Annotated in this window: 26 protein-coding genes and 1 CRISPR repeat array (1 of these 27 cut by a window edge); of the genes, 24 read left to right on the forward strand and 2 right to left on the reverse strand. The window is 45.1% G+C overall.

What is annotated here, in order from left to right; translation table 11 throughout:
- The first annotated feature begins 44 nt into the window (after positions 1–44).
- Both AC6RGY_RS12395 and AC6RGY_RS12400 read left to right on the forward strand, forming a co-directional pair.
- The gene (locus AC6RGY_RS12395; RefSeq protein ID WP_499863339.1) at positions 45–482 is read left to right on the forward strand and encodes a peptidylprolyl isomerase; all 438 of its coding nucleotides are present in this window, start codon (positions 45–47) and stop codon (positions 480–482) included.
- Between the two features lie 341 nt (positions 483–823).
- Positions 824–1,024: a helix-turn-helix domain-containing protein gene (locus AC6RGY_RS12400; protein ID WP_499863340.1), complete on the forward strand. Its 201-nt coding sequence runs from the start codon at positions 824–826 to the stop codon at positions 1,022–1,024.
- 154 nt (positions 1,025–1,178) lie between these two features.
- On the opposite strand, the gene AC6RGY_RS12405 is transcribed toward AC6RGY_RS12400, so the two are convergent.
- Complete coding sequence (locus AC6RGY_RS12405) at positions 1,179–2,471, reverse strand: hypothetical protein (RefSeq protein WP_499863341.1); 1,293 nt, start codon at positions 2,469–2,471, stop codon at positions 1,179–1,181.
- A 257-nt stretch (positions 2,472–2,728) separates the two neighbouring features.
- On the opposite strand from AC6RGY_RS12405, the gene AC6RGY_RS12410 reads away from it, so the two are divergent.
- A complete protein-coding gene (locus AC6RGY_RS12410; protein ID WP_499863342.1) occupies positions 2,729–2,938 on the forward strand; it encodes a hypothetical protein in 210 nt (69 codons plus the stop codon).
- Here the strand turns inward: AC6RGY_RS12410 and AC6RGY_RS12415 are convergent.
- Positions 2,935–3,294 (reverse strand): helix-turn-helix domain-containing protein, encoded by a 360-nt coding sequence (locus AC6RGY_RS12415; protein ID WP_499863343.1) that lies wholly within the window; start codon positions 3,292–3,294, stop codon positions 2,935–2,937. The two genes, AC6RGY_RS12410 and AC6RGY_RS12415, sit on opposite strands and share 4 nt — an antisense overlap.
- A 266-nt stretch (positions 3,295–3,560) precedes the next feature.
- Here AC6RGY_RS12415 and AC6RGY_RS12420 point away from each other — a divergent pair, with 266 nt between their 5' ends.
- The 21 genes from AC6RGY_RS12420 (at position 3,561) to AC6RGY_RS12520 (ending at position 14,311) form a co-directional block, all read left to right on the forward strand.
- Positions 3,561–3,776, forward strand: coding sequence for a helix-turn-helix transcriptional regulator (locus AC6RGY_RS12420; RefSeq protein WP_499863344.1), 216 nt, complete (start codon positions 3,561–3,563; stop codon positions 3,774–3,776).
- A 99-nt stretch (positions 3,777–3,875) separates the two neighbouring features.
- Complete coding sequence (locus tag AC6RGY_RS12425) at positions 3,876–4,160, forward strand: hypothetical protein (RefSeq protein ID WP_499863345.1); 285 nt, start codon at positions 3,876–3,878, stop codon at positions 4,158–4,160.
- A gap of 51 nt (positions 4,161–4,211) precedes the next feature.
- On the forward strand, positions 4,212–4,952 hold the full coding sequence (locus AC6RGY_RS12430) for a phage antirepressor KilAC domain-containing protein (protein WP_499863346.1): 741 nt from the start codon (positions 4,212–4,214) through the stop codon (positions 4,950–4,952).
- Positions 4,953–5,285: 333 nt separating this feature from the next.
- Positions 5,286–5,543, forward strand: a complete 258-nt coding sequence (locus tag AC6RGY_RS12435) for a hypothetical protein (protein ID WP_499863347.1) — start codon at positions 5,286–5,288, stop codon at positions 5,541–5,543.
- 250 nt (positions 5,544–5,793) lie between these two features.
- Complete coding sequence (locus tag AC6RGY_RS12440) at positions 5,794–6,606, forward strand: hypothetical protein (RefSeq protein ID WP_499863348.1); 813 nt, start codon at positions 5,794–5,796, stop codon at positions 6,604–6,606.
- The gene (locus tag AC6RGY_RS12445) at positions 6,603–6,884 is read left to right on the forward strand and encodes a hypothetical protein (protein WP_499863349.1); all 282 of its coding nucleotides are present in this window, start codon (positions 6,603–6,605) and stop codon (positions 6,882–6,884) included. Before AC6RGY_RS12440 ends, AC6RGY_RS12445 begins: the two co-directional genes overlap by 4 nt.
- Positions 6,862–7,047: a hypothetical protein gene (locus tag AC6RGY_RS12450; RefSeq protein ID WP_499863350.1), complete on the forward strand. Its 186-nt coding sequence runs from the start codon at positions 6,862–6,864 to the stop codon at positions 7,045–7,047. The genes AC6RGY_RS12445 and AC6RGY_RS12450 overlap by 23 nt, the downstream gene beginning before the upstream one ends.
- Positions 7,044–7,241, forward strand: coding sequence for a hypothetical protein (locus AC6RGY_RS12455; RefSeq protein WP_499863351.1), 198 nt, complete (start codon positions 7,044–7,046; stop codon positions 7,239–7,241). Before AC6RGY_RS12450 ends, AC6RGY_RS12455 begins: the two co-directional genes overlap by 4 nt.
- Before the next feature lie 53 nt (positions 7,242–7,294).
- On the forward strand, positions 7,295–8,197 hold the full coding sequence (locus tag AC6RGY_RS12460; protein WP_499863352.1) for a hypothetical protein: 903 nt from the start codon (positions 7,295–7,297) through the stop codon (positions 8,195–8,197).
- Between the two features lie 88 nt (positions 8,198–8,285).
- Positions 8,286–8,948: an ATP-binding protein gene (locus AC6RGY_RS12465; protein WP_499863353.1), complete on the forward strand. Its 663-nt coding sequence runs from the start codon at positions 8,286–8,288 to the stop codon at positions 8,946–8,948.
- Positions 8,948–9,211 carry a FeoC-like transcriptional regulator gene (locus tag AC6RGY_RS12470; RefSeq protein WP_499863354.1) on the forward strand — a complete coding sequence of 88 codons (264 nt, stop codon included), beginning with the start codon at positions 8,948–8,950 and terminating at the stop codon, positions 9,209–9,211. The genes AC6RGY_RS12465 and AC6RGY_RS12470 overlap by 1 nt, the downstream gene beginning before the upstream one ends.
- A gap of 15 nt (positions 9,212–9,226) precedes the next feature.
- On the forward strand, positions 9,227–9,712 hold the full coding sequence (locus tag AC6RGY_RS12475) for a hypothetical protein (RefSeq protein WP_499863355.1): 486 nt from the start codon (positions 9,227–9,229) through the stop codon (positions 9,710–9,712).
- Complete coding sequence (locus tag AC6RGY_RS12480) at positions 9,709–10,710, forward strand: DNA cytosine methyltransferase (protein ID WP_499863356.1); 1,002 nt, start codon at positions 9,709–9,711, stop codon at positions 10,708–10,710. The genes AC6RGY_RS12475 and AC6RGY_RS12480 overlap by 4 nt, the downstream gene beginning before the upstream one ends.
- On the forward strand, positions 10,707–11,021 hold the full coding sequence (locus AC6RGY_RS12485; protein WP_499863357.1) for a hypothetical protein: 315 nt from the start codon (positions 10,707–10,709) through the stop codon (positions 11,019–11,021). The genes AC6RGY_RS12480 and AC6RGY_RS12485 overlap by 4 nt, the downstream gene beginning before the upstream one ends.
- Positions 11,000–11,446, forward strand: coding sequence for a RusA family crossover junction endodeoxyribonuclease (locus tag AC6RGY_RS12490; protein WP_499863358.1), 447 nt, complete (start codon positions 11,000–11,002; stop codon positions 11,444–11,446). Before AC6RGY_RS12485 ends, AC6RGY_RS12490 begins: the two co-directional genes overlap by 22 nt.
- Positions 11,373–12,176 carry an adenine nucleotide alpha hydrolase family protein gene (locus AC6RGY_RS12495; protein WP_499863359.1) on the forward strand — a complete coding sequence of 268 codons (804 nt, stop codon included), beginning with the start codon at positions 11,373–11,375 and terminating at the stop codon, positions 12,174–12,176. The genes AC6RGY_RS12490 and AC6RGY_RS12495 overlap by 74 nt, the downstream gene beginning before the upstream one ends.
- 14 nt (positions 12,177–12,190) lie before the next feature.
- The gene (locus AC6RGY_RS12500) at positions 12,191–12,394 is read left to right on the forward strand and encodes a hypothetical protein (RefSeq protein WP_499863360.1); all 204 of its coding nucleotides are present in this window, start codon (positions 12,191–12,193) and stop codon (positions 12,392–12,394) included.
- Positions 12,395–12,595, forward strand: a complete 201-nt coding sequence (locus AC6RGY_RS12505) for a hypothetical protein (protein WP_499863361.1) — start codon at positions 12,395–12,397, stop codon at positions 12,593–12,595.
- 180 nt (positions 12,596–12,775) lie between these two features.
- Entirely contained in the window at positions 12,776–13,534 is a 759-nt protein-coding gene (locus AC6RGY_RS12510; RefSeq protein WP_499863362.1) for an N-acetylglucosaminidase, read from the forward strand.
- Positions 13,535–13,545: 11 nt separating this feature from the next.
- Positions 13,546–13,836: a hypothetical protein gene (locus AC6RGY_RS12515; protein WP_499863363.1), complete on the forward strand. Its 291-nt coding sequence runs from the start codon at positions 13,546–13,548 to the stop codon at positions 13,834–13,836.
- A 22-nt stretch (positions 13,837–13,858) separates the two neighbouring features.
- Positions 13,859–14,311 carry an ArpU family phage packaging/lysis transcriptional regulator gene (locus AC6RGY_RS12520; protein WP_499863364.1) on the forward strand — a complete coding sequence of 151 codons (453 nt, stop codon included), beginning with the start codon at positions 13,859–13,861 and terminating at the stop codon, positions 14,309–14,311.
- A gap of 162 nt (positions 14,312–14,473) precedes the next feature.
- A CRISPR array of direct repeats spans positions 14,474–14,808; the repeat unit is 36 nt; unit sequence GCTATAACTCCCTGTTGGAGTTCGATGTGATATGAT; it runs 752 nt beyond the window's last position.

The raw sequence follows: 14,808 nt of genomic DNA on the forward strand, positions 1-14,808 counted from the left end.
TTGTGGTAAATTGAACAGGAAGTACATAACAAGGAGATGATCGTATGGCGAAAAAAGGGCAGATCACGATGGAAAATGGAGAAAAGATCGAGTTTGAATTGTATCCAAGCGAGGCACCCAATACGGTGGCCAATTTTGAGAAGTTAGCGAAGGAAGGTTTTTATAACGGTGTCACCTTTCATCGGGTAATTCCCGGATTTGTTAGCCAAGGAGGAGACCCCACTGGTACGGGTGCTGGCGGGAGTGGTACCACCATCAAGTGTGAGACAGAAGGAAACCCTCATCAGCATGAAGCAGGCACTTTCTCAATGGCTCATGCAGGCAAAGATACGGGTTCGAGCCAGTTCTTTATCTGCCACGAGCAACAACCACATTTGGATGGGGTGCACACTGTTTTTGGAAAAGTAACTTCCGGTTTGGAAACGGTGAGAGGCATGAAAAACGGTGATGTGATGAAAGAAGTGACGGTGACAGACGCTTAATTAGTGAATCATACGGCTCCTTTAGAGAAACCAACGACTCGGTTGGATGAAGAACCTCTTATTAAAGGGGTTCTTTTTCTGTACGAGTAGCGGAGTGGCATCCAAAGGCAGTGTAAGGGAGAAGAGAAATGGATAGATAGAAAATTGTTCTCTCTCCGCTGATGTCACACCTGATGAGTGTGCTTCATAAGATAGAGGGAGTCATGGATGCAAAAACCCCACCATTTCGATCGCCTATTTTCCCCCCTTAAGCTCACCGATAAATAAGCCCGTTCATACAATATTTTGACTGAGTCCCTGACCCTTGTGCACTAAGAGCTCGAGCAAGGAGGGGTAGACATTTGACTCACAAACAGAATGGGAAGCCCTTGTTGACGAATAGGGAAAGGGAAGTTTTTGAATTACTCGTCCAAGATAAGACCACCAAAGAGATTGCACAGCAATTATTCATTAGCGAGAAGACCGTTCGCAATCATATCTCAAATGTAATGCGTACCTTTTGCGGATTGATTTTGTCCGGCCATCATCTGACTTGGATTTAGTATAAGACAAATAAAAAACCACCTTTGAGGTGGGTATGTAAATTAGTCCCCTTCTGGTTCAACCAACATTATAGGAGATGATGCATTAATGCTATCTGAAGGAGTGTTACAAGGGACTGTTAAATTAGCCAAAATAATAATTAGTAATAACGACCTACTTAAAATCCGCATTAGGTTCACTCCTTTGGGTTAGAGCTTCATGAATTTTAGTTGTATACATCGGATAATCGGTTGTGCGGTACTTTTTGCAGTGATCGGCCAGTTTAATTAATGCCTCTAGTTTCTTCTGGGGGAAATTGTAGTGACTTGCGATATCCTCTGCGTCAGTATAGAGTTTGAAAGACTCATTAATGTTCCCGATGTCTTCTTTCAACTCGGCTTTGAAAAAAAAGGCGTCAAAAAGGCGCGCTTGGTCATTATTGCGCTTTGCTATAGTTATAGCCTCATCAAATGCTTCCTCCGCTTTTTTGTTTTCCCCTGCTTTTTTGAAATTGGACCCTAATAGAGTATACGTATTTGATAAGTTCCTAATATCATTGATGTTTTCTTTTAGGGAGAGAGAATATTGAAGAAAGGTGTTAGCAAGGTTTGAATCTTGCTCTAAGTGATTATATACTTCACCTAACCTGGACCAGAGACCTGCGAGAAGGTCGTTATCTTTATGTACCATAGCTAATTTAATGCCGTTCTGGGCAATTCCCTTGGCTTCGAGATATCTTCCTTTCGCTATTAAAAGGCTGACACGGAGATCATACATTTTTAAAAGCGTACTATTTCGTGCGACGCCATGTGCATTGTCAATTACTGATTCGAGAAGCTCGAGAGCATCATCAACTTTGTCTATCGTCTTTAGATACACCATTTTATTCAGCAGTATAACATACTTAATGTAACCAAATTCTTGGTCATCACGAAACTCACTTATTGAAATATTGACATAATACAGAGCGCGAATTAAATCATTTTGCAGATACATACATTGCGAAAGATAATTATAGCAACGCGAAACCAAGTTTTCTTTTTTGATTAGAGGTGACTTAAGCACCCATGTAAATTCCTTTTCAGCTTTAGTCAAACTCTTTTGTCGCAAAAATATTTTCCCCTTTAAGTACTTAACCTTCTCTTTATAGAAGTCGGGGTATGTTTTTATAAAAGCATCGAGCTCCTTCTTAGCTTGATCGCGCTGCCCGCTATCTAAAATTGTCTCAATACCATATAGTACAAAAAATAGCTTTTCTTTTGTTTCAATTAGGCCAGATGCAATTTTATCTGTTATTTTCAATTTGTCCATATAGTATTCTTTACTTTCGGCGTTTGAAATACCATGCTCAATGTTGTTAATTGTCCCTTTAGATAGCTTTTTATCAACGAGATTATCTTGCGATAGGTTCTGTTGCTTCCGATAAAAAGTTAATAGCTGGGGGTCAATATCAATTCTTTTATCCATCAAAAAAGTCCCTCGCTTTTTCTTTCGGATTTGCATACAGTCAAATTCAAATTTGACTAATATAGCTATATCAAACCTAAAATACCTTTATATACCTAAATAGTCAAGTCGAAGGTGACTATTTGGGTGTTGAATAGGCTCTCATCCACATGTACAATTATTAACATCAATGCAATTTTACCACTTGTTTGATTTTTATCCAAGGGTTCTATGAGGAAAGTTTGTCTGGATACATAACCATTATGGAGGAGATTGCAGTGGGGGAAGAAAAATTTTCGGAAAACGAAAGTTTAGAAAAAACATTAAATAAAGAGGCGTCTTTGTTCAAATTCCAGTTAGAGATGAATATTAAAAATATATATAATACATGGAGTGACCAAATGACTAAGCGAGAAAGGGCGGAATTCGAGTGCATTATTGATGGAATTAAAAAGACCGCTCATTTGAGGAGTCGGAAAGGTTTTTAGTTACTTTCCGACTCCCTTTGGATGACAGCCTGAATTATTCGTTGGATTGTTTTTCGTTCGTCCTCCGTTAACTCGTAGCCCTCATAATGGGCTTTTTTGTGTTGGAGTGCTTCTTTGATATTGATGTTCATTTCTTGGTCTAGAGTTATTTGAGGATTATCAGTACGTCCGAGCAGATAGTCAATTGAAACATCGAAAAGATCAGCGATTTTGCCAAGGGTCTCCCAGTCGGGTTTTCTAGTACCGCTTTCATAGCCGGAAACGGATACCTTTGTAACATTTATTTTTTTTCCGAGTTCTTCTTGTGTCATTCTGTGTTTAGTACGTAATTTCTTAATACGCGCAGACAGTTCCATTGGATTTTACATCCCTTCCAGGTACAGTATGACGAATACAATAAATCATTATAATCGCTAATACCAAATAAGTACACTTTACTAAGTCGATTGTAAGATATTCACATTGATAGATTCACTATTGTATACATTTTATCATCTTTATTTAGTTATCCAATAGTTAACTAATCTAGTTAACTAAAAAGTTATTTTTGGTGTTGACATATAACTTATGGTTAACTATACTATGGTTAACAAGAGGTTAACTATAGGGGGCAGTAGAATAAATGATGAAGTTGAGACAAATTCGGGTAGCGCACAAAATGACACTTCAAGAGGTAGCAGATAAGGTAGGGATTACAAAGCCGTACTTGTGGTATATCGAAAATGGAAAACGCAAGCTCTCCTATGATCTAGCAGTCAAGATTTCGAGTGTTTTTGATATGAATCCTGATGATATTTTTTTGGATGAAAAGTTAACTGATGAGAAACAAATTCGGTAGCCCGTACAACTGTCCCACTTGCATAACATGACCAAAGAGGTGATCACATGGGAGAGGCACCACAGAAAAAGAACGGGCTTCGACTAGGCGTTATCTCATATGGAGAAAAGGATAGAGAAGAAACGTATCGTGAAGCATTTGCGCCATATTTTGAACAAAAGGAGCCAACAAATGAACATCACAACAACGTTCGAGCAACAATATCACGACATCATGCAGAAAGCCAACTTCGACCCTAGCCACCGTGACATCGCCCTCGCAAACCTCATGACCGACATGGAGCAGACGTTTCGCATCTCGGTGATGTTTCCTGAGAAGAACGAGCGCATCTCTTCAGAGGTGATGGAGTTGTATGAGAAAGTGTCGCGTAGCAGAACAGTATGACCGGGCTTCGGCTCGGCAGAGTGGACGAGCTTATTATGAGGAGTGAGTGAAATGGACAAACTTCAGCGAGTGTTTGACTACAACGGTGCAAATGTGAGAACGGTCGTCCGAGATAGTGAACCATGGTTTGTTGCGAAAGATGTATGCGATGTGTTGGGAGTCGGCAACAGTCGTCAAGCACTTAGCTACTTAGATGAAGATGAAAAGGGTGTAATTACTAATGACACCCTTGGCGGGAAGCAGAAAATGCAGGTGGTAGATGAGTCTGGACTGTATTCGCTGATATTGCGGAGTAGGAAAGCAGAAGCGAAAAAATTTAAGAAGTGGATAACCAAAGAAGTCATTCCCTCGATCCGTAAGACAGGTCAATATGGAGCAGATATCCCACAAACATTACCGGATGCTTTACGGTTGGCGGCTGATCTTGCTGAACAGAAAGCGCAATTAGAAGAAGAAAACAAAGTGATGCTTCCAAAAGCCCAGTCATACGATACCTTCCTAAGTGGATCAAACGCAAAGTCGGTCAGCTCTGTAGCGAAGGCATTGGGGATCGGACCAAATATCTTATTCCGAAGATTGAGGGAAGAAAAAATACTTATGTCGAGCGGAGATAGAAGGAATCTACCGTACCAGCAGTACATCGAGCAAGGATATTTCAAAGTCAAAGAAACACCTGTGACGATGGGCAACAAGGTGGTCAACAAAGGAACCACACTGGTCACAGCTAAAGGAGAGGATTACATTTGCAAGCGGTTGGGATTGGAGTCGACTGCGTTGGTTCAAACGAAGTAAGGTGAACACGATTATCCACCGAAGGGAGGTGATCAAATGAACATCAAAGTGGGTGAATGGCGCAAACTCAGCTGGAGCAAGCGGATGAACTTTCTACGAAAGAAGAGTTTCGAACAAATGAAAAACCGCCACCGGGTCCAGCGGTAGCGGAAACTTGGGCTTACCTAATTCAATTACCAATAGCCTACCACAACCACTGTGCTAGGACAAGAGGAGGCTCAACTCATGGGATGTATGACTGACGGGGTCCTGATTGCGTTCAGCTTTGTTTTAGCAGCTTTGATTTCGTTTGCAATCCTGTGTCTTATAGACAGATAGAGGGAGGAGAAACCCATGAAAACAGTCACATTCGAAGTCACCCATCACGAGAAGAAGCCTGCACGGCATGGTGGATTCCTGCAACACGAAGCGCATGTAAAAGTTGACGGGGATCTTGGAGAGGACAAGCAGTCCGTTGACGGGTTCGCATATGACGTAGCGTGCGAGACCATCCATGATCCATGTGGATACGGACAGTGGTGTGTGGTAGTCGATCGGATCAAGGATGACCAATACATCGTCACATGGCGGTCATGGGAGACCTGTGACTAGGAGGGAGTGCTATGTACGAAGGTGTCTGTTGGAACTGTAGTGAGTTCAAGGAGCTAGGGGACGAAGATGTTTGTATCGACTGTTTGAAGGATCTGCTTGGGATCGAATGACTCTACGGGAGGGATGTTCTAGTGAACGGTTGCTACTATTGTGAGTAAGAAGAGCACATCACGCAAGTCGGGGAAAAGATGTACGTGTGTGATGACTGTTTGGACGAACTATTGTGCAAAGCCACTGGAGGCGAGGTCAAATGAGCGAGAGGAACAACCTCCAAGTCGTTGAGCAACAGCAACAATCCGCTGGAATGATTACTCCGGCGGGCTCAGTTGAAGAGACGATGCTCCAGTTCAAGCTCTACCAAGATCTGAAGAAGCGTATTGGGCAACCTGAGGACTTTCAAAAGATCGGAGAAAAATACCATCCCATGAAGTCATTCGTCCGTAAAGTTCAGAGGTTTTTCAACCTGTCATGCGAGATTGTTCAAGACGAACCTTTGAAAGAGGACGGCAAAACGGTGGCGTGGTTGGCGAAAGTGAGAGCGATTCATCAAGCGACAGGGGCGTATCAGGAAGCTGACGGGTCGTGTGGATTTGATGAGAAAGGGAAGAATCAACAAACCATCCACAACATTCGAGCCCACGCAATCACACGCGCCAAGAACCGAGCCATTCTCGATCTGGTGGGCTTTGGTGAAGTATCTGCTGAGGAGATTTACCACCAAGAATACCAGTATCAAGCCCAGCCAAGACAGCAACAACAGCCGAAACAAGATCCACTCGTACTCAAGAAGAAAGAAGCCCTTCAAGTTGGACGGAACAAGGGACTTAGTGACGAACAGGTCGTACAGCTTCTCAAAGTGATCATTGACCCCGGAGACAGAGAGCCGACCATTCCGGAGATGGACGAGCTTATCAAACATATCAGAGACAACACCAAAGAGGAACTGACAGAGCTAATAGCAGCACCGCCCGAGGAGGATGAAGAAGAAGCGAAGGAAGTTGAAGTGATAGACGTGAGTGATCCTGATGATGACGAGTTAGAGAAGGAGTTGGGGATTTCATGATTGATATACGGATTCATGAGTCCCATAGCGACCGTGATGGGATGATGTTCTACTTTCAGCTTGTCAACGAAGATGGGCACTTCGATCACTGGACGATGATCCGTGAAGGTAAACACCGATGGGAAGTCTACAACCACTACCAAGGAGAGTACAGGCTTCTATATAAAGGGATGACGGTTGTACAAGCTATACGAGCGGCACGAGAGACACTGCGGGAGGTGGAGAGAGATGGAGCCCAACAAGAAGCTGAACATCTTGAACGACACGCCACAGGTTGAACGGAAACGTTACTACTACGAGTGCTTAAAATATGATTTGGCAGGAATCCAACGCGCCTGCGAGACGGGAGAGATTGAAGCCATTCGGAGCATATTGCGCGATTCTGAGTGGGCATTAGAGGAGCTACTAGCGATAGATGAGTTAGAGGAGGTAGAGGCATGAACGACTACAAGGCGTGGTACGAATACGAAGGTAAAAAAGGTGACCTGCATTACCTTGAAGAGGGTGATACGCTCCAAGTCAAAGGTGCAAAGGAGTCATGCAAGGTCAAATGGGTGAAGAGGAATGGTAGCGAGACCATCTATTGCACGGACAAACTGGGGATTATGTATGCACGCGAACTAACGCGGATTTGAACCGAAAGGGCGGCTACGGTCGCCCACCTATACATCTCAGGGAGGGGAACTGGATGGCGCGTAAACGGATGCTTGATCCAAGATACTGGTCGGATGAAAAGTTGGGCATGTGTGATCCAATGGCTCGAATGACTTTCATGGGCTTGATTAGCAACGCAGATGATGAAGGAAGATTAAGCGGGCACCCTGCATTGATTCGTTCGGAACTATTCCCATATGACTCACACATCACTCACGAACATGTCAGTGAGTGGTTAAGACAGCTTGAAGACAAAGGACTTATCCTTTCATATAACGTGGACGGGCAATCATATATCCATCTACCAAACTTTTTGAAGCACCAGACGATCAATCGAGCAACTAAGTCGAAACTACCTGCCCCGAGTAAAGCCGATCCACCCGAAAATACAGAGGAAAAGCAGGAAGAGTCAAAGGATGAAAAGCCTATCAAAGACTCATTGCATACTCATGGAGGATTCAATGAGGACTCACTCCTAAAAGAAACTAACAGAAGAGAAGAGAAAAGAAAAGAAAACAAACTAACAGAACAAGACGATGGTTGGTTGAATGATGATACTCAATCAAGCTCAAACATCAATCAGGAAATCGAAGCCCATTTCATCCAGAGACGCAACAGAGGAACCCTCTTGAGTGCAAAAGATATGCAACTCATTCAAGAGCTAGTTGATGATGGGTTTACCCTGGAAGAAGCAAAACAAGGGATTGATCATGCTTTTGACACCTACAAACCTAAGTTTAAGCGTGACAGCATTAAGTTGTTTTCCTACTGTGACGCGGTCATTCGAGCATTGAAAGCGAAAGGGGAGGATTCCTATGCAGAAAACGGACAAAATGCAGTCAATCAATCCTTGGATGGAAAACATTCGAGAACGAGCGAGACGGAAGATGATGGACAAGGATACTACGACCAATACGACGGATTGTTCGGCAACTGACGTATGCTCTAAGTGCAAAGGAATGGGCTATCTTATCGATGGATGGAAGTACCTCGGGAAGTGTGAATGCCTCAAGAGGAAACATGGGATGCAACGGTTAAAAGCGGCTATGATTCCAGACGAGTTCATTGGTGCGCGCTTGGACCAATACAAACGCACCAATAAGGCACAAGAGATTCTGTTTCAAGCGGCTGAGAAATATTTAGAGGAGTTCAATTCAATCCAAAAGTCCCAACAGAACAGCATGGGATTCATTGCTAAGTTCGGGGAGCAGAAGATTAAGGCAGTAAGGGATTATGGGAAACGCCGTGAGTTGAAGAAGAAGCACAACAACTTCGGATTAGGCAAGACCCATTTGCAAGTAGCAATTGCCAAGCATTTGATTGGCCAAGGGAAGAGAGTTCTCGTTGTTTCGGATGTTCTGCTCATGGAAGAAATCATGCAGTCCAAGATGGTCGGTGACGGCGGGGTAGAAACCAATCGTATCTTGGGACTGGTGACGAAGGTACCTGTGTTGATCTGGGATGACATTGGCAAGAGCAATCCTAGCGAACCGAAACATGCTATGTATTTCCACATCATCAATGAGCGGTATAAGAAGCGACTGCCTATCATTTATAGCTCAAATGAAGACAGAGACACCTTGGAGGATCGAATAGGAGCAGGTGCGACATCTAGACTCTTTGGGATGTCGCACGGACGAATCTATCGAGTAGAAGGCCCTGATTACAGACTAGGAGGCGGTTTTTGATGCAGACCGGACAAATTCCAGTGGCAACCCCGTTTCGACGTCAAACGATTTACACAGCTCTCGGAGAAGGGGAGCCGTTTAATTTCGACTGGTGCGGAGTGAAAGAGGTTCCCGATGCTATTGAGATGTGGAAGAAGGGGGCCAGCCTAGAGGAGATGGCAATACATTTCAAGCGTGATCCTGATGAGGTGTTCGTCCTGTTGATGGATTTAGCACGAAATGGACGAATTAAACAAAGAAAAAACGGTGGAGTGGGGGTTTGAGGAGTGATTTTCCGTATGGAGGACCTTGAGCCGATCTTGGATGAGGCACACAACAAGGGGAAAGGGATACGTTTTATTGAGTCAGCTCCTAGTGGAGGTGAACCCTGCTATGAGATGAATTTTTTCTTCGCCTATGGCGGGAGCTACTACAAGCTCTCTCACGGTTTGAAAGATGAGCTGAGGTATAAGGAATGGCGGTATGATGAGGTTGAGTGCCCACAAGTGCAGAAGAAAGGCATGCATTGGGTAGAGGTGGGGGACATGGGGATTAAGTCGATGGTTTATCGAGGCGCTAACGAAATATTCTCCCTAGCAGATGTGGCTTGGGTGGACCGAGGGAACGCGGTGGAGAATGAGGTTTTGGTCATTTTGAAGTGTTCACGGTGGGATTTTGAATACGATGAATGGGCAAACATCATTGTCCTGCTAGGCGACGAAGCTGACGAATTTCTAGAGCGATGGGTCAGCTATAAGGAAAATCGAGGGGCAGGATTGGGATGAGGATGTTGGACCTCTTTTCGGGAATCGGGGGATTTCGCTTGGGGATGGAGCCCGTTGGATTTGAGTGTGTTGGGTGGGTAGAGATAGACAAATTTGCACGAAAGTCCTATGAAGCAATACATCAGCCGTTCGGGGAGTGGACAGCACATGATATCACATGCGTCACAGATGACGATCTTCGATTACTTAGAAGAGAGCGAGGGCCCATTGACATTATTACCGGAGGATTTCCGTGCCAGGCTTTTTCAGTGGCGGGTAAGCGAGGAGGCTTCAGCGATACTCGAGGCACAATGTTTTTTGAAATCGCAAGGTTCGCATTTGTTCTCCAGCCCCAATATCTACTCCTTGAGAACGTCAAAGGACTCCTCAGCCACAACAATGGCTATACGTTCGAGACGATCCTCCGAACGCTGGATGAACTGGGGTATGATGCAGAATGGCAGGTGCTTAACAGCAAGGATTACGGGGTCCCACAACACCGGGAACGAGTCTACATTGTCGGACATCTTAGAGGAAAACGTACCCGACAAGTATTTCCTCTCACAGGAGAAGGTACAGCGACTAATTGTAAACTCGCGGGTAACCTAAACGCCTACAAGTACGATCAAAACAACAGAATCTATGATCCGTCCGGTCTATCTCCTACGCTTACGTCGATGCAAGGCGGAGATCGGGAACCAAAGATCATGCAACGAGGGCGAGGGAATAACAAAGGCGGTTTGCATAGCACAGCGCCAACGGTTACAACTAACAGTTACCAAGATAATAACTACTTGTCAGACGGCCATCAGATTAGAAAGTTGACACCACGTGAGTGTTGGAGACTTCAAGGCTTTCCTGATTGGGCATTTAATCGAGCGAAAGAAGCAGGCGTATCGGACTCACAGTTGTATAAGCAGGCGGGTAATAGTGTGACGGTAAACGTAATCAGAGCGATCGCTACAAACATGGTGGAGTTCAAGGGAGACGAGCTGATTGAACAGGGGGAAATCAAATGATTACACACAAGACCGTGCACGTTCGTGTTGAAGATGTGGTGAACATGGAACCAAGCGAACGGGAAGAGGTATCTGCAACGATTGTTGTAATAGCAGGAGGGAACACAAAGGGAGCGGACGTTCTGGAATTTGCAATGCGGTTGGTCTACGAGGGTGAAGTCAATGTCCAAGACAGCATCTATGTTGAAAAAGATGGTAGAGGGTTCGTTAAAGGCTACATTCTGATAGGCACTGAAGGTGGAGAGTATTATTATCCTCCTGAAGAATTAGAGGGTTGTATCACAGGGGCATGGATTGTGGAGGAAGCATGATCCGCTTCACGGTGGAAGGTAGACCTGTCGCAGCTGTACGGATGACTCAAAGGTCGAAGCACGTAAGCGAACCGGCGCAGAGGTACCTTGCTTATAAGAATATAGTTGGATGGAATGCACGGATAGCAGTTCCTAAAATGATCATGGGACCCGTAAAGGTTGAGGCAGTGGCGTACCTATGTGGTGGTCAGGATATGGACGTGGATAATCTTGCGAAGTCCTTCATGGATGGACTAAACAAGATTGCGTACAAGGATGACAGACAAGTTCGAAGGCTGGAGATTGAGAAAATATCTGTTACTTCCAAGGCGGAAGAGCGAGCGGAAATCACTGTATGGGAGGTGAGTGAGGATGAAGGTAATAAACGTCCTAAGTCTCGGGGCAGGAGTTCAGTCAACAACTCTACTGCTCATGGCAGCGTATGATGAGATCACACCAAAGCCTGACCATGTGATATTCGCTGATACAGGATGGGAGCCTCATGGGGTCTATGAACACCTGGACTGGTTCGAGGAAGAGGTGGAGCGGTTTGGGATCTCGATAGTCAGAACAGCAGGGGGAAATATCAAAGAGGACATTCTGAATTCTGCGAAGAGCGGGAAGAGATCCGCCTCTGTGCCATTTTTCATCAAAAACGTAGATGGTACAAAAGGGATTGCTCGTAGGCAGTGCACGCAGGAGTACAAGATTGAGCCAGTCAACAAAAAGGTTCGGGAGTTGTTGGGATACAAACCGCGCCAACGGGTGAAAGAGACAGTGATCATGTGGATGGGAATCAGCACGGACGAGATTCAGCGTGTGAAACCGAACCAGTCAAGGTGGATTCAGAATCGGTATCCACTCATCGAGAAGGGAATGAACAGACTTGATTGCGTGAACTGGCTGAACAAGAGAGGGTATCCGGTTCCTCCGAAGAGCGCGTGCATAGGCTGTCCGTACCATGATGACTACACTTGGGCGCAAATGAAGAAGCATGATCCTGAATCCTGGGGAGAGGCAGTTCAATTCGATCGGGGAATCAAGAAGTTACCTGGGATTAAAGGGGACGCGTACCTTCATCGATCATGTCGCCCGCTTGAAGATGTTTACCTTCATGAAGACCAGTTGGAGTTGGATTTGTTTACAGAAGAATGCACAGGCATGTGTGGAGTATAGAGGGAGTGGAATGAATGAGTACAACACCTGAATGGGTCGGACGGATGAAAGAGAGAGTAGACAGGGAGATTAGCGATCCAGAGTATCGAGCGAACCTTAAGCGGATGGTAGACAAGCTGGCGACTGATGGAGCGAAAGAGTGTGAAGTTAGTATTGGGTTGTGTATAGCGGCGGTCTTTGATTTCTTTATGCCGGAGCTGAGAAAGGAGAGAGAATGAATGGCCGTCATCTACTACAATCCGGTGGCGTTTGAAAATAGATGTGAGATTTGTGGGGAAGACAGGATGGTGAATTTGAAGGTGACGGGGGACTTGGTGGAGTGTCAGGTGTGTGGGTATCGGTATCAATTGAAGGAGGTGGATCATGATCGAGATATGTATGAGGAGTTGATGAATGAACAGTATTCTATTTTTGATTGAGTGGGTGATGGGGATGAGCAGGAGACTAAGAACGGAGCAGATGATGTTGTTTCTCAAGTTTTTGTTATTCAAGAAGAGACAACCACCAAGGCGATTTTCAAGGATGAGAGTGGGAAAGTACTTGTTGCCTTGGCAAGCAGAATTTATGATCAAACATAAATCCAAGGGGAGATGATGAGTATGGGTTTTAAAGTAGGAGAGCTGTTGAGTGGAGAACTGCGGTCGTTTTCGTTTACGTCTTGTGATATGAGCGTGGAAGAAGCATCTGAAATCCACAAGGACTATGGTACGAGCGGAGCGATTGTATGGGATGACGAGCTGGGCGGTTTCCGCAGTGCGACATTGGGAGAAGTCGTAGAGAAGGTATCGCCATCAAATACGATGTCACCTTCGAAGATCTTTCAACACATTCTGCTATCGAATCAGATGGATGTAAGTATAGAGCTGTTGGATCAGGCATTGGAAGGGAAGGGGTCGCTCGAAGGGATGGGATTCACGTTCAAGTCCGCAGGAGACGTCTATGGGGTTGATCCTGTCTATTTGATAGCTCACTCCTTGCTGGAGACGAGCCATGGGACCAGTAGGTTGGCGAACGGAGAAGTCGACGGCTATGAGGGGTACTACAACGTTTTCGGTGTGGCTGCTTACGATGGCGACGCATCAAATCTAGGCGCGGCATACGCGAAGCAGAAGAACTGGAACAATGTGAAGAAGGCTATCATGGGTGGGGCGAAGTGCATCTCGGACTGGTACACGTATTCCAGTCACGAACAGGACACTCTCTACAAGATGCTGTACAACCCAGAGAATCCCGGGGTACATCAGTATGCTACGGATATTGGATGGGCGGAGAAGCAGTCCAATATGATCTACACAATATGTAGAGAAAATGGGCTGGACGAGTTGGAAGTGGAGATTGACTATCCGATATATAAATAAGGAGGATGATCATGGCGAGTAAATTGTTCTTAAACTTTTGGGAAGATGCAATGATCGGGGAGCGGCCACATAGAGAGGTGGAAGCGCATCGGAATCGGTTCATTTTAACAATGTTGCAGGCAGAAGGTTTGGTTCCAGAGTTCAGGGATTGTGGTCATGCGGATGAGTTTGAGGCAACTGTGGTGGTGACGCAGGGAGTAGACTGGAAGGAAACAATCAAGATTACGCTTCCTAATGGAGATGAAGTGGAGACCAAGGCGAGCAAAGCTGTTGTCCATAATATCGACGGCAATGTAGGATAACAAAACCAATGGGGGTGCAGGTATGGAATCGGTAGCAACAGAGACGAAATCGGCGAATAAGAAACCTGTGCATCGGAAGAAAGTAGAGGAGCTATTGATGAACTATCGTACCTGGAAACCGACCTTGCAGATGGAGGAAGAGTTCCCGTCTTGCACCCCTGTCTATGAAGAACGGACAAGCCCAGCGTATAGTGAGTATGTATCGGACACGGAGCGGTATGGGATCAGACGAGCCGAGCAGAGAGGACGACTGGAGTGGATGGAGAAGAAGGTGAAGCGGATCGAGAAGGCACTTAGTGTGTTGGATATCGATGAACGGGTGGTACTGGAGGAGCGGTATATAAACAATCGGCTGGATATGGAAGTACAGGCGAGGCTGATGTGGAGTGAGAGTACGTATAGGAGGATTAAGAAGGAGGCAATGCGAAAGATGGCGGTGATGTTGGGAGTTGATTTGTTAAAGGACAGAGATTAAAAAGAAAATACCTAGTTCGGGTGTGCTCTTTTGCGTGGTTAGATTATTATGCGCAATTCCTAGGGCTTACTAATTCAAGGTTAGCATGTCTGACTATAGCTACTACCTAATGAGGTTCGATATGATATGACTATTTCAAATGGAATCAGACACTGCCCATAGGCCATAACTCCCTGATGGGTTTCGATGTGATATGATTAGATCCAGAAAGAACCAAACCACTGACTTCGCTATAACTCCCTGTTGGAGTTCGATGTGATATGATGGGTTTGAAAATAGAGAGCCTCTTGTTCTGGCTATAACTCCCTGTTGGAGTTCGATGTGATATGATCTGCCTCCTCCATCACTCGCTTTTCTAATGGCTATAACTCCCTGTTGGAGTTCGATGTGATATGATGTGTACGCACCCCTTATGGTAGCCAGACAAGCTATAACTCCCTGTTGGAGTTCGATGTGATATGATTCAGAGCAAGGACAGGATCTTTCTTGGGAGGCTA

Source organism: Mechercharimyces mesophilus (genome assembly GCF_059818345.1).

Bases quoted from the DNA above. Each gene is read 5' to 3' on its own strand.
- AC6RGY_RS12500 (WP_499863360.1), top strand. From the start codon at position 12,191: ATGAGTACAACACCTGAATGGGTCGGACGGATGAAAGAGAGAGTAGAC.
- AC6RGY_RS12475 (WP_499863355.1), top strand. From the start codon at position 9,227: ATGGAGGACCTTGAGCCGATCTTGGATGAGGCACACAACAAGGGGAAA.
- AC6RGY_RS12415 (WP_499863343.1), bottom strand. From the start codon at position 3,294: ATGGAACTGTCTGCGCGTATTAAGAAATTACGTACTAAACACAGAATG.
- AC6RGY_RS12460 (WP_499863352.1), top strand. From the start codon at position 7,295: ATGGCGCGTAAACGGATGCTTGATCCAAGATACTGGTCGGATGAAAAG.
- AC6RGY_RS12505 (WP_499863361.1), top strand. From the start codon at position 12,395: ATGGCCGTCATCTACTACAATCCGGTGGCGTTTGAAAATAGATGTGAG.
- AC6RGY_RS12395 (WP_499863339.1), top strand. From the start codon at position 45: ATGGCGAAAAAAGGGCAGATCACGATGGAAAATGGAGAAAAGATCGAG.
- AC6RGY_RS12515 (WP_499863363.1), top strand. From the start codon at position 13,546: ATGGCGAGTAAATTGTTCTTAAACTTTTGGGAAGATGCAATGATCGGG.
- AC6RGY_RS12510 (WP_499863362.1), top strand. From the start codon at position 12,776: ATGGGTTTTAAAGTAGGAGAGCTGTTGAGTGGAGAACTGCGGTCGTTT.
- AC6RGY_RS12420 (WP_499863344.1), top strand. From the start codon at position 3,561: ATGATGAAGTTGAGACAAATTCGGGTAGCGCACAAAATGACACTTCAA.
- AC6RGY_RS12425 (WP_499863345.1), top strand. From the start codon at position 3,876: ATGGAGAAAAGGATAGAGAAGAAACGTATCGTGAAGCATTTGCGCCAT.
- AC6RGY_RS12470 (WP_499863354.1), top strand. From the start codon at position 8,948: ATGCAGACCGGACAAATTCCAGTGGCAACCCCGTTTCGACGTCAAACG.
- AC6RGY_RS12490 (WP_499863358.1), top strand. From the start codon at position 11,000: ATGGATTGTGGAGGAAGCATGATCCGCTTCACGGTGGAAGGTAGACCT.
- AC6RGY_RS12445 (WP_499863349.1), top strand. From the start codon at position 6,603: ATGATTGATATACGGATTCATGAGTCCCATAGCGACCGTGATGGGATG.
- AC6RGY_RS12430 (WP_499863346.1), top strand. From the start codon at position 4,212: ATGGACAAACTTCAGCGAGTGTTTGACTACAACGGTGCAAATGTGAGA.
- AC6RGY_RS12440 (WP_499863348.1), top strand. From the start codon at position 5,794: ATGAGCGAGAGGAACAACCTCCAAGTCGTTGAGCAACAGCAACAATCC.
- AC6RGY_RS12495 (WP_499863359.1), top strand. From the start codon at position 11,373: ATGAAGGTAATAAACGTCCTAAGTCTCGGGGCAGGAGTTCAGTCAACA.
- AC6RGY_RS12520 (WP_499863364.1), top strand. From the start codon at position 13,859: ATGGAATCGGTAGCAACAGAGACGAAATCGGCGAATAAGAAACCTGTG.
- AC6RGY_RS12485 (WP_499863357.1), top strand. From the start codon at position 10,707: ATGATTACACACAAGACCGTGCACGTTCGTGTTGAAGATGTGGTGAAC.
- AC6RGY_RS12455 (WP_499863351.1), top strand. From the start codon at position 7,044: ATGAACGACTACAAGGCGTGGTACGAATACGAAGGTAAAAAAGGTGAC.
- AC6RGY_RS12465 (WP_499863353.1), top strand. From the start codon at position 8,286: ATGCAACGGTTAAAAGCGGCTATGATTCCAGACGAGTTCATTGGTGCG.
- AC6RGY_RS12435 (WP_499863347.1), top strand. From the start codon at position 5,286: ATGAAAACAGTCACATTCGAAGTCACCCATCACGAGAAGAAGCCTGCA.
- AC6RGY_RS12405 (WP_499863341.1), bottom strand. From the start codon at position 2,471: ATGGATAAAAGAATTGATATTGACCCCCAGCTATTAACTTTTTATCGG.
- AC6RGY_RS12480 (WP_499863356.1), top strand. From the start codon at position 9,709: ATGAGGATGTTGGACCTCTTTTCGGGAATCGGGGGATTTCGCTTGGGG.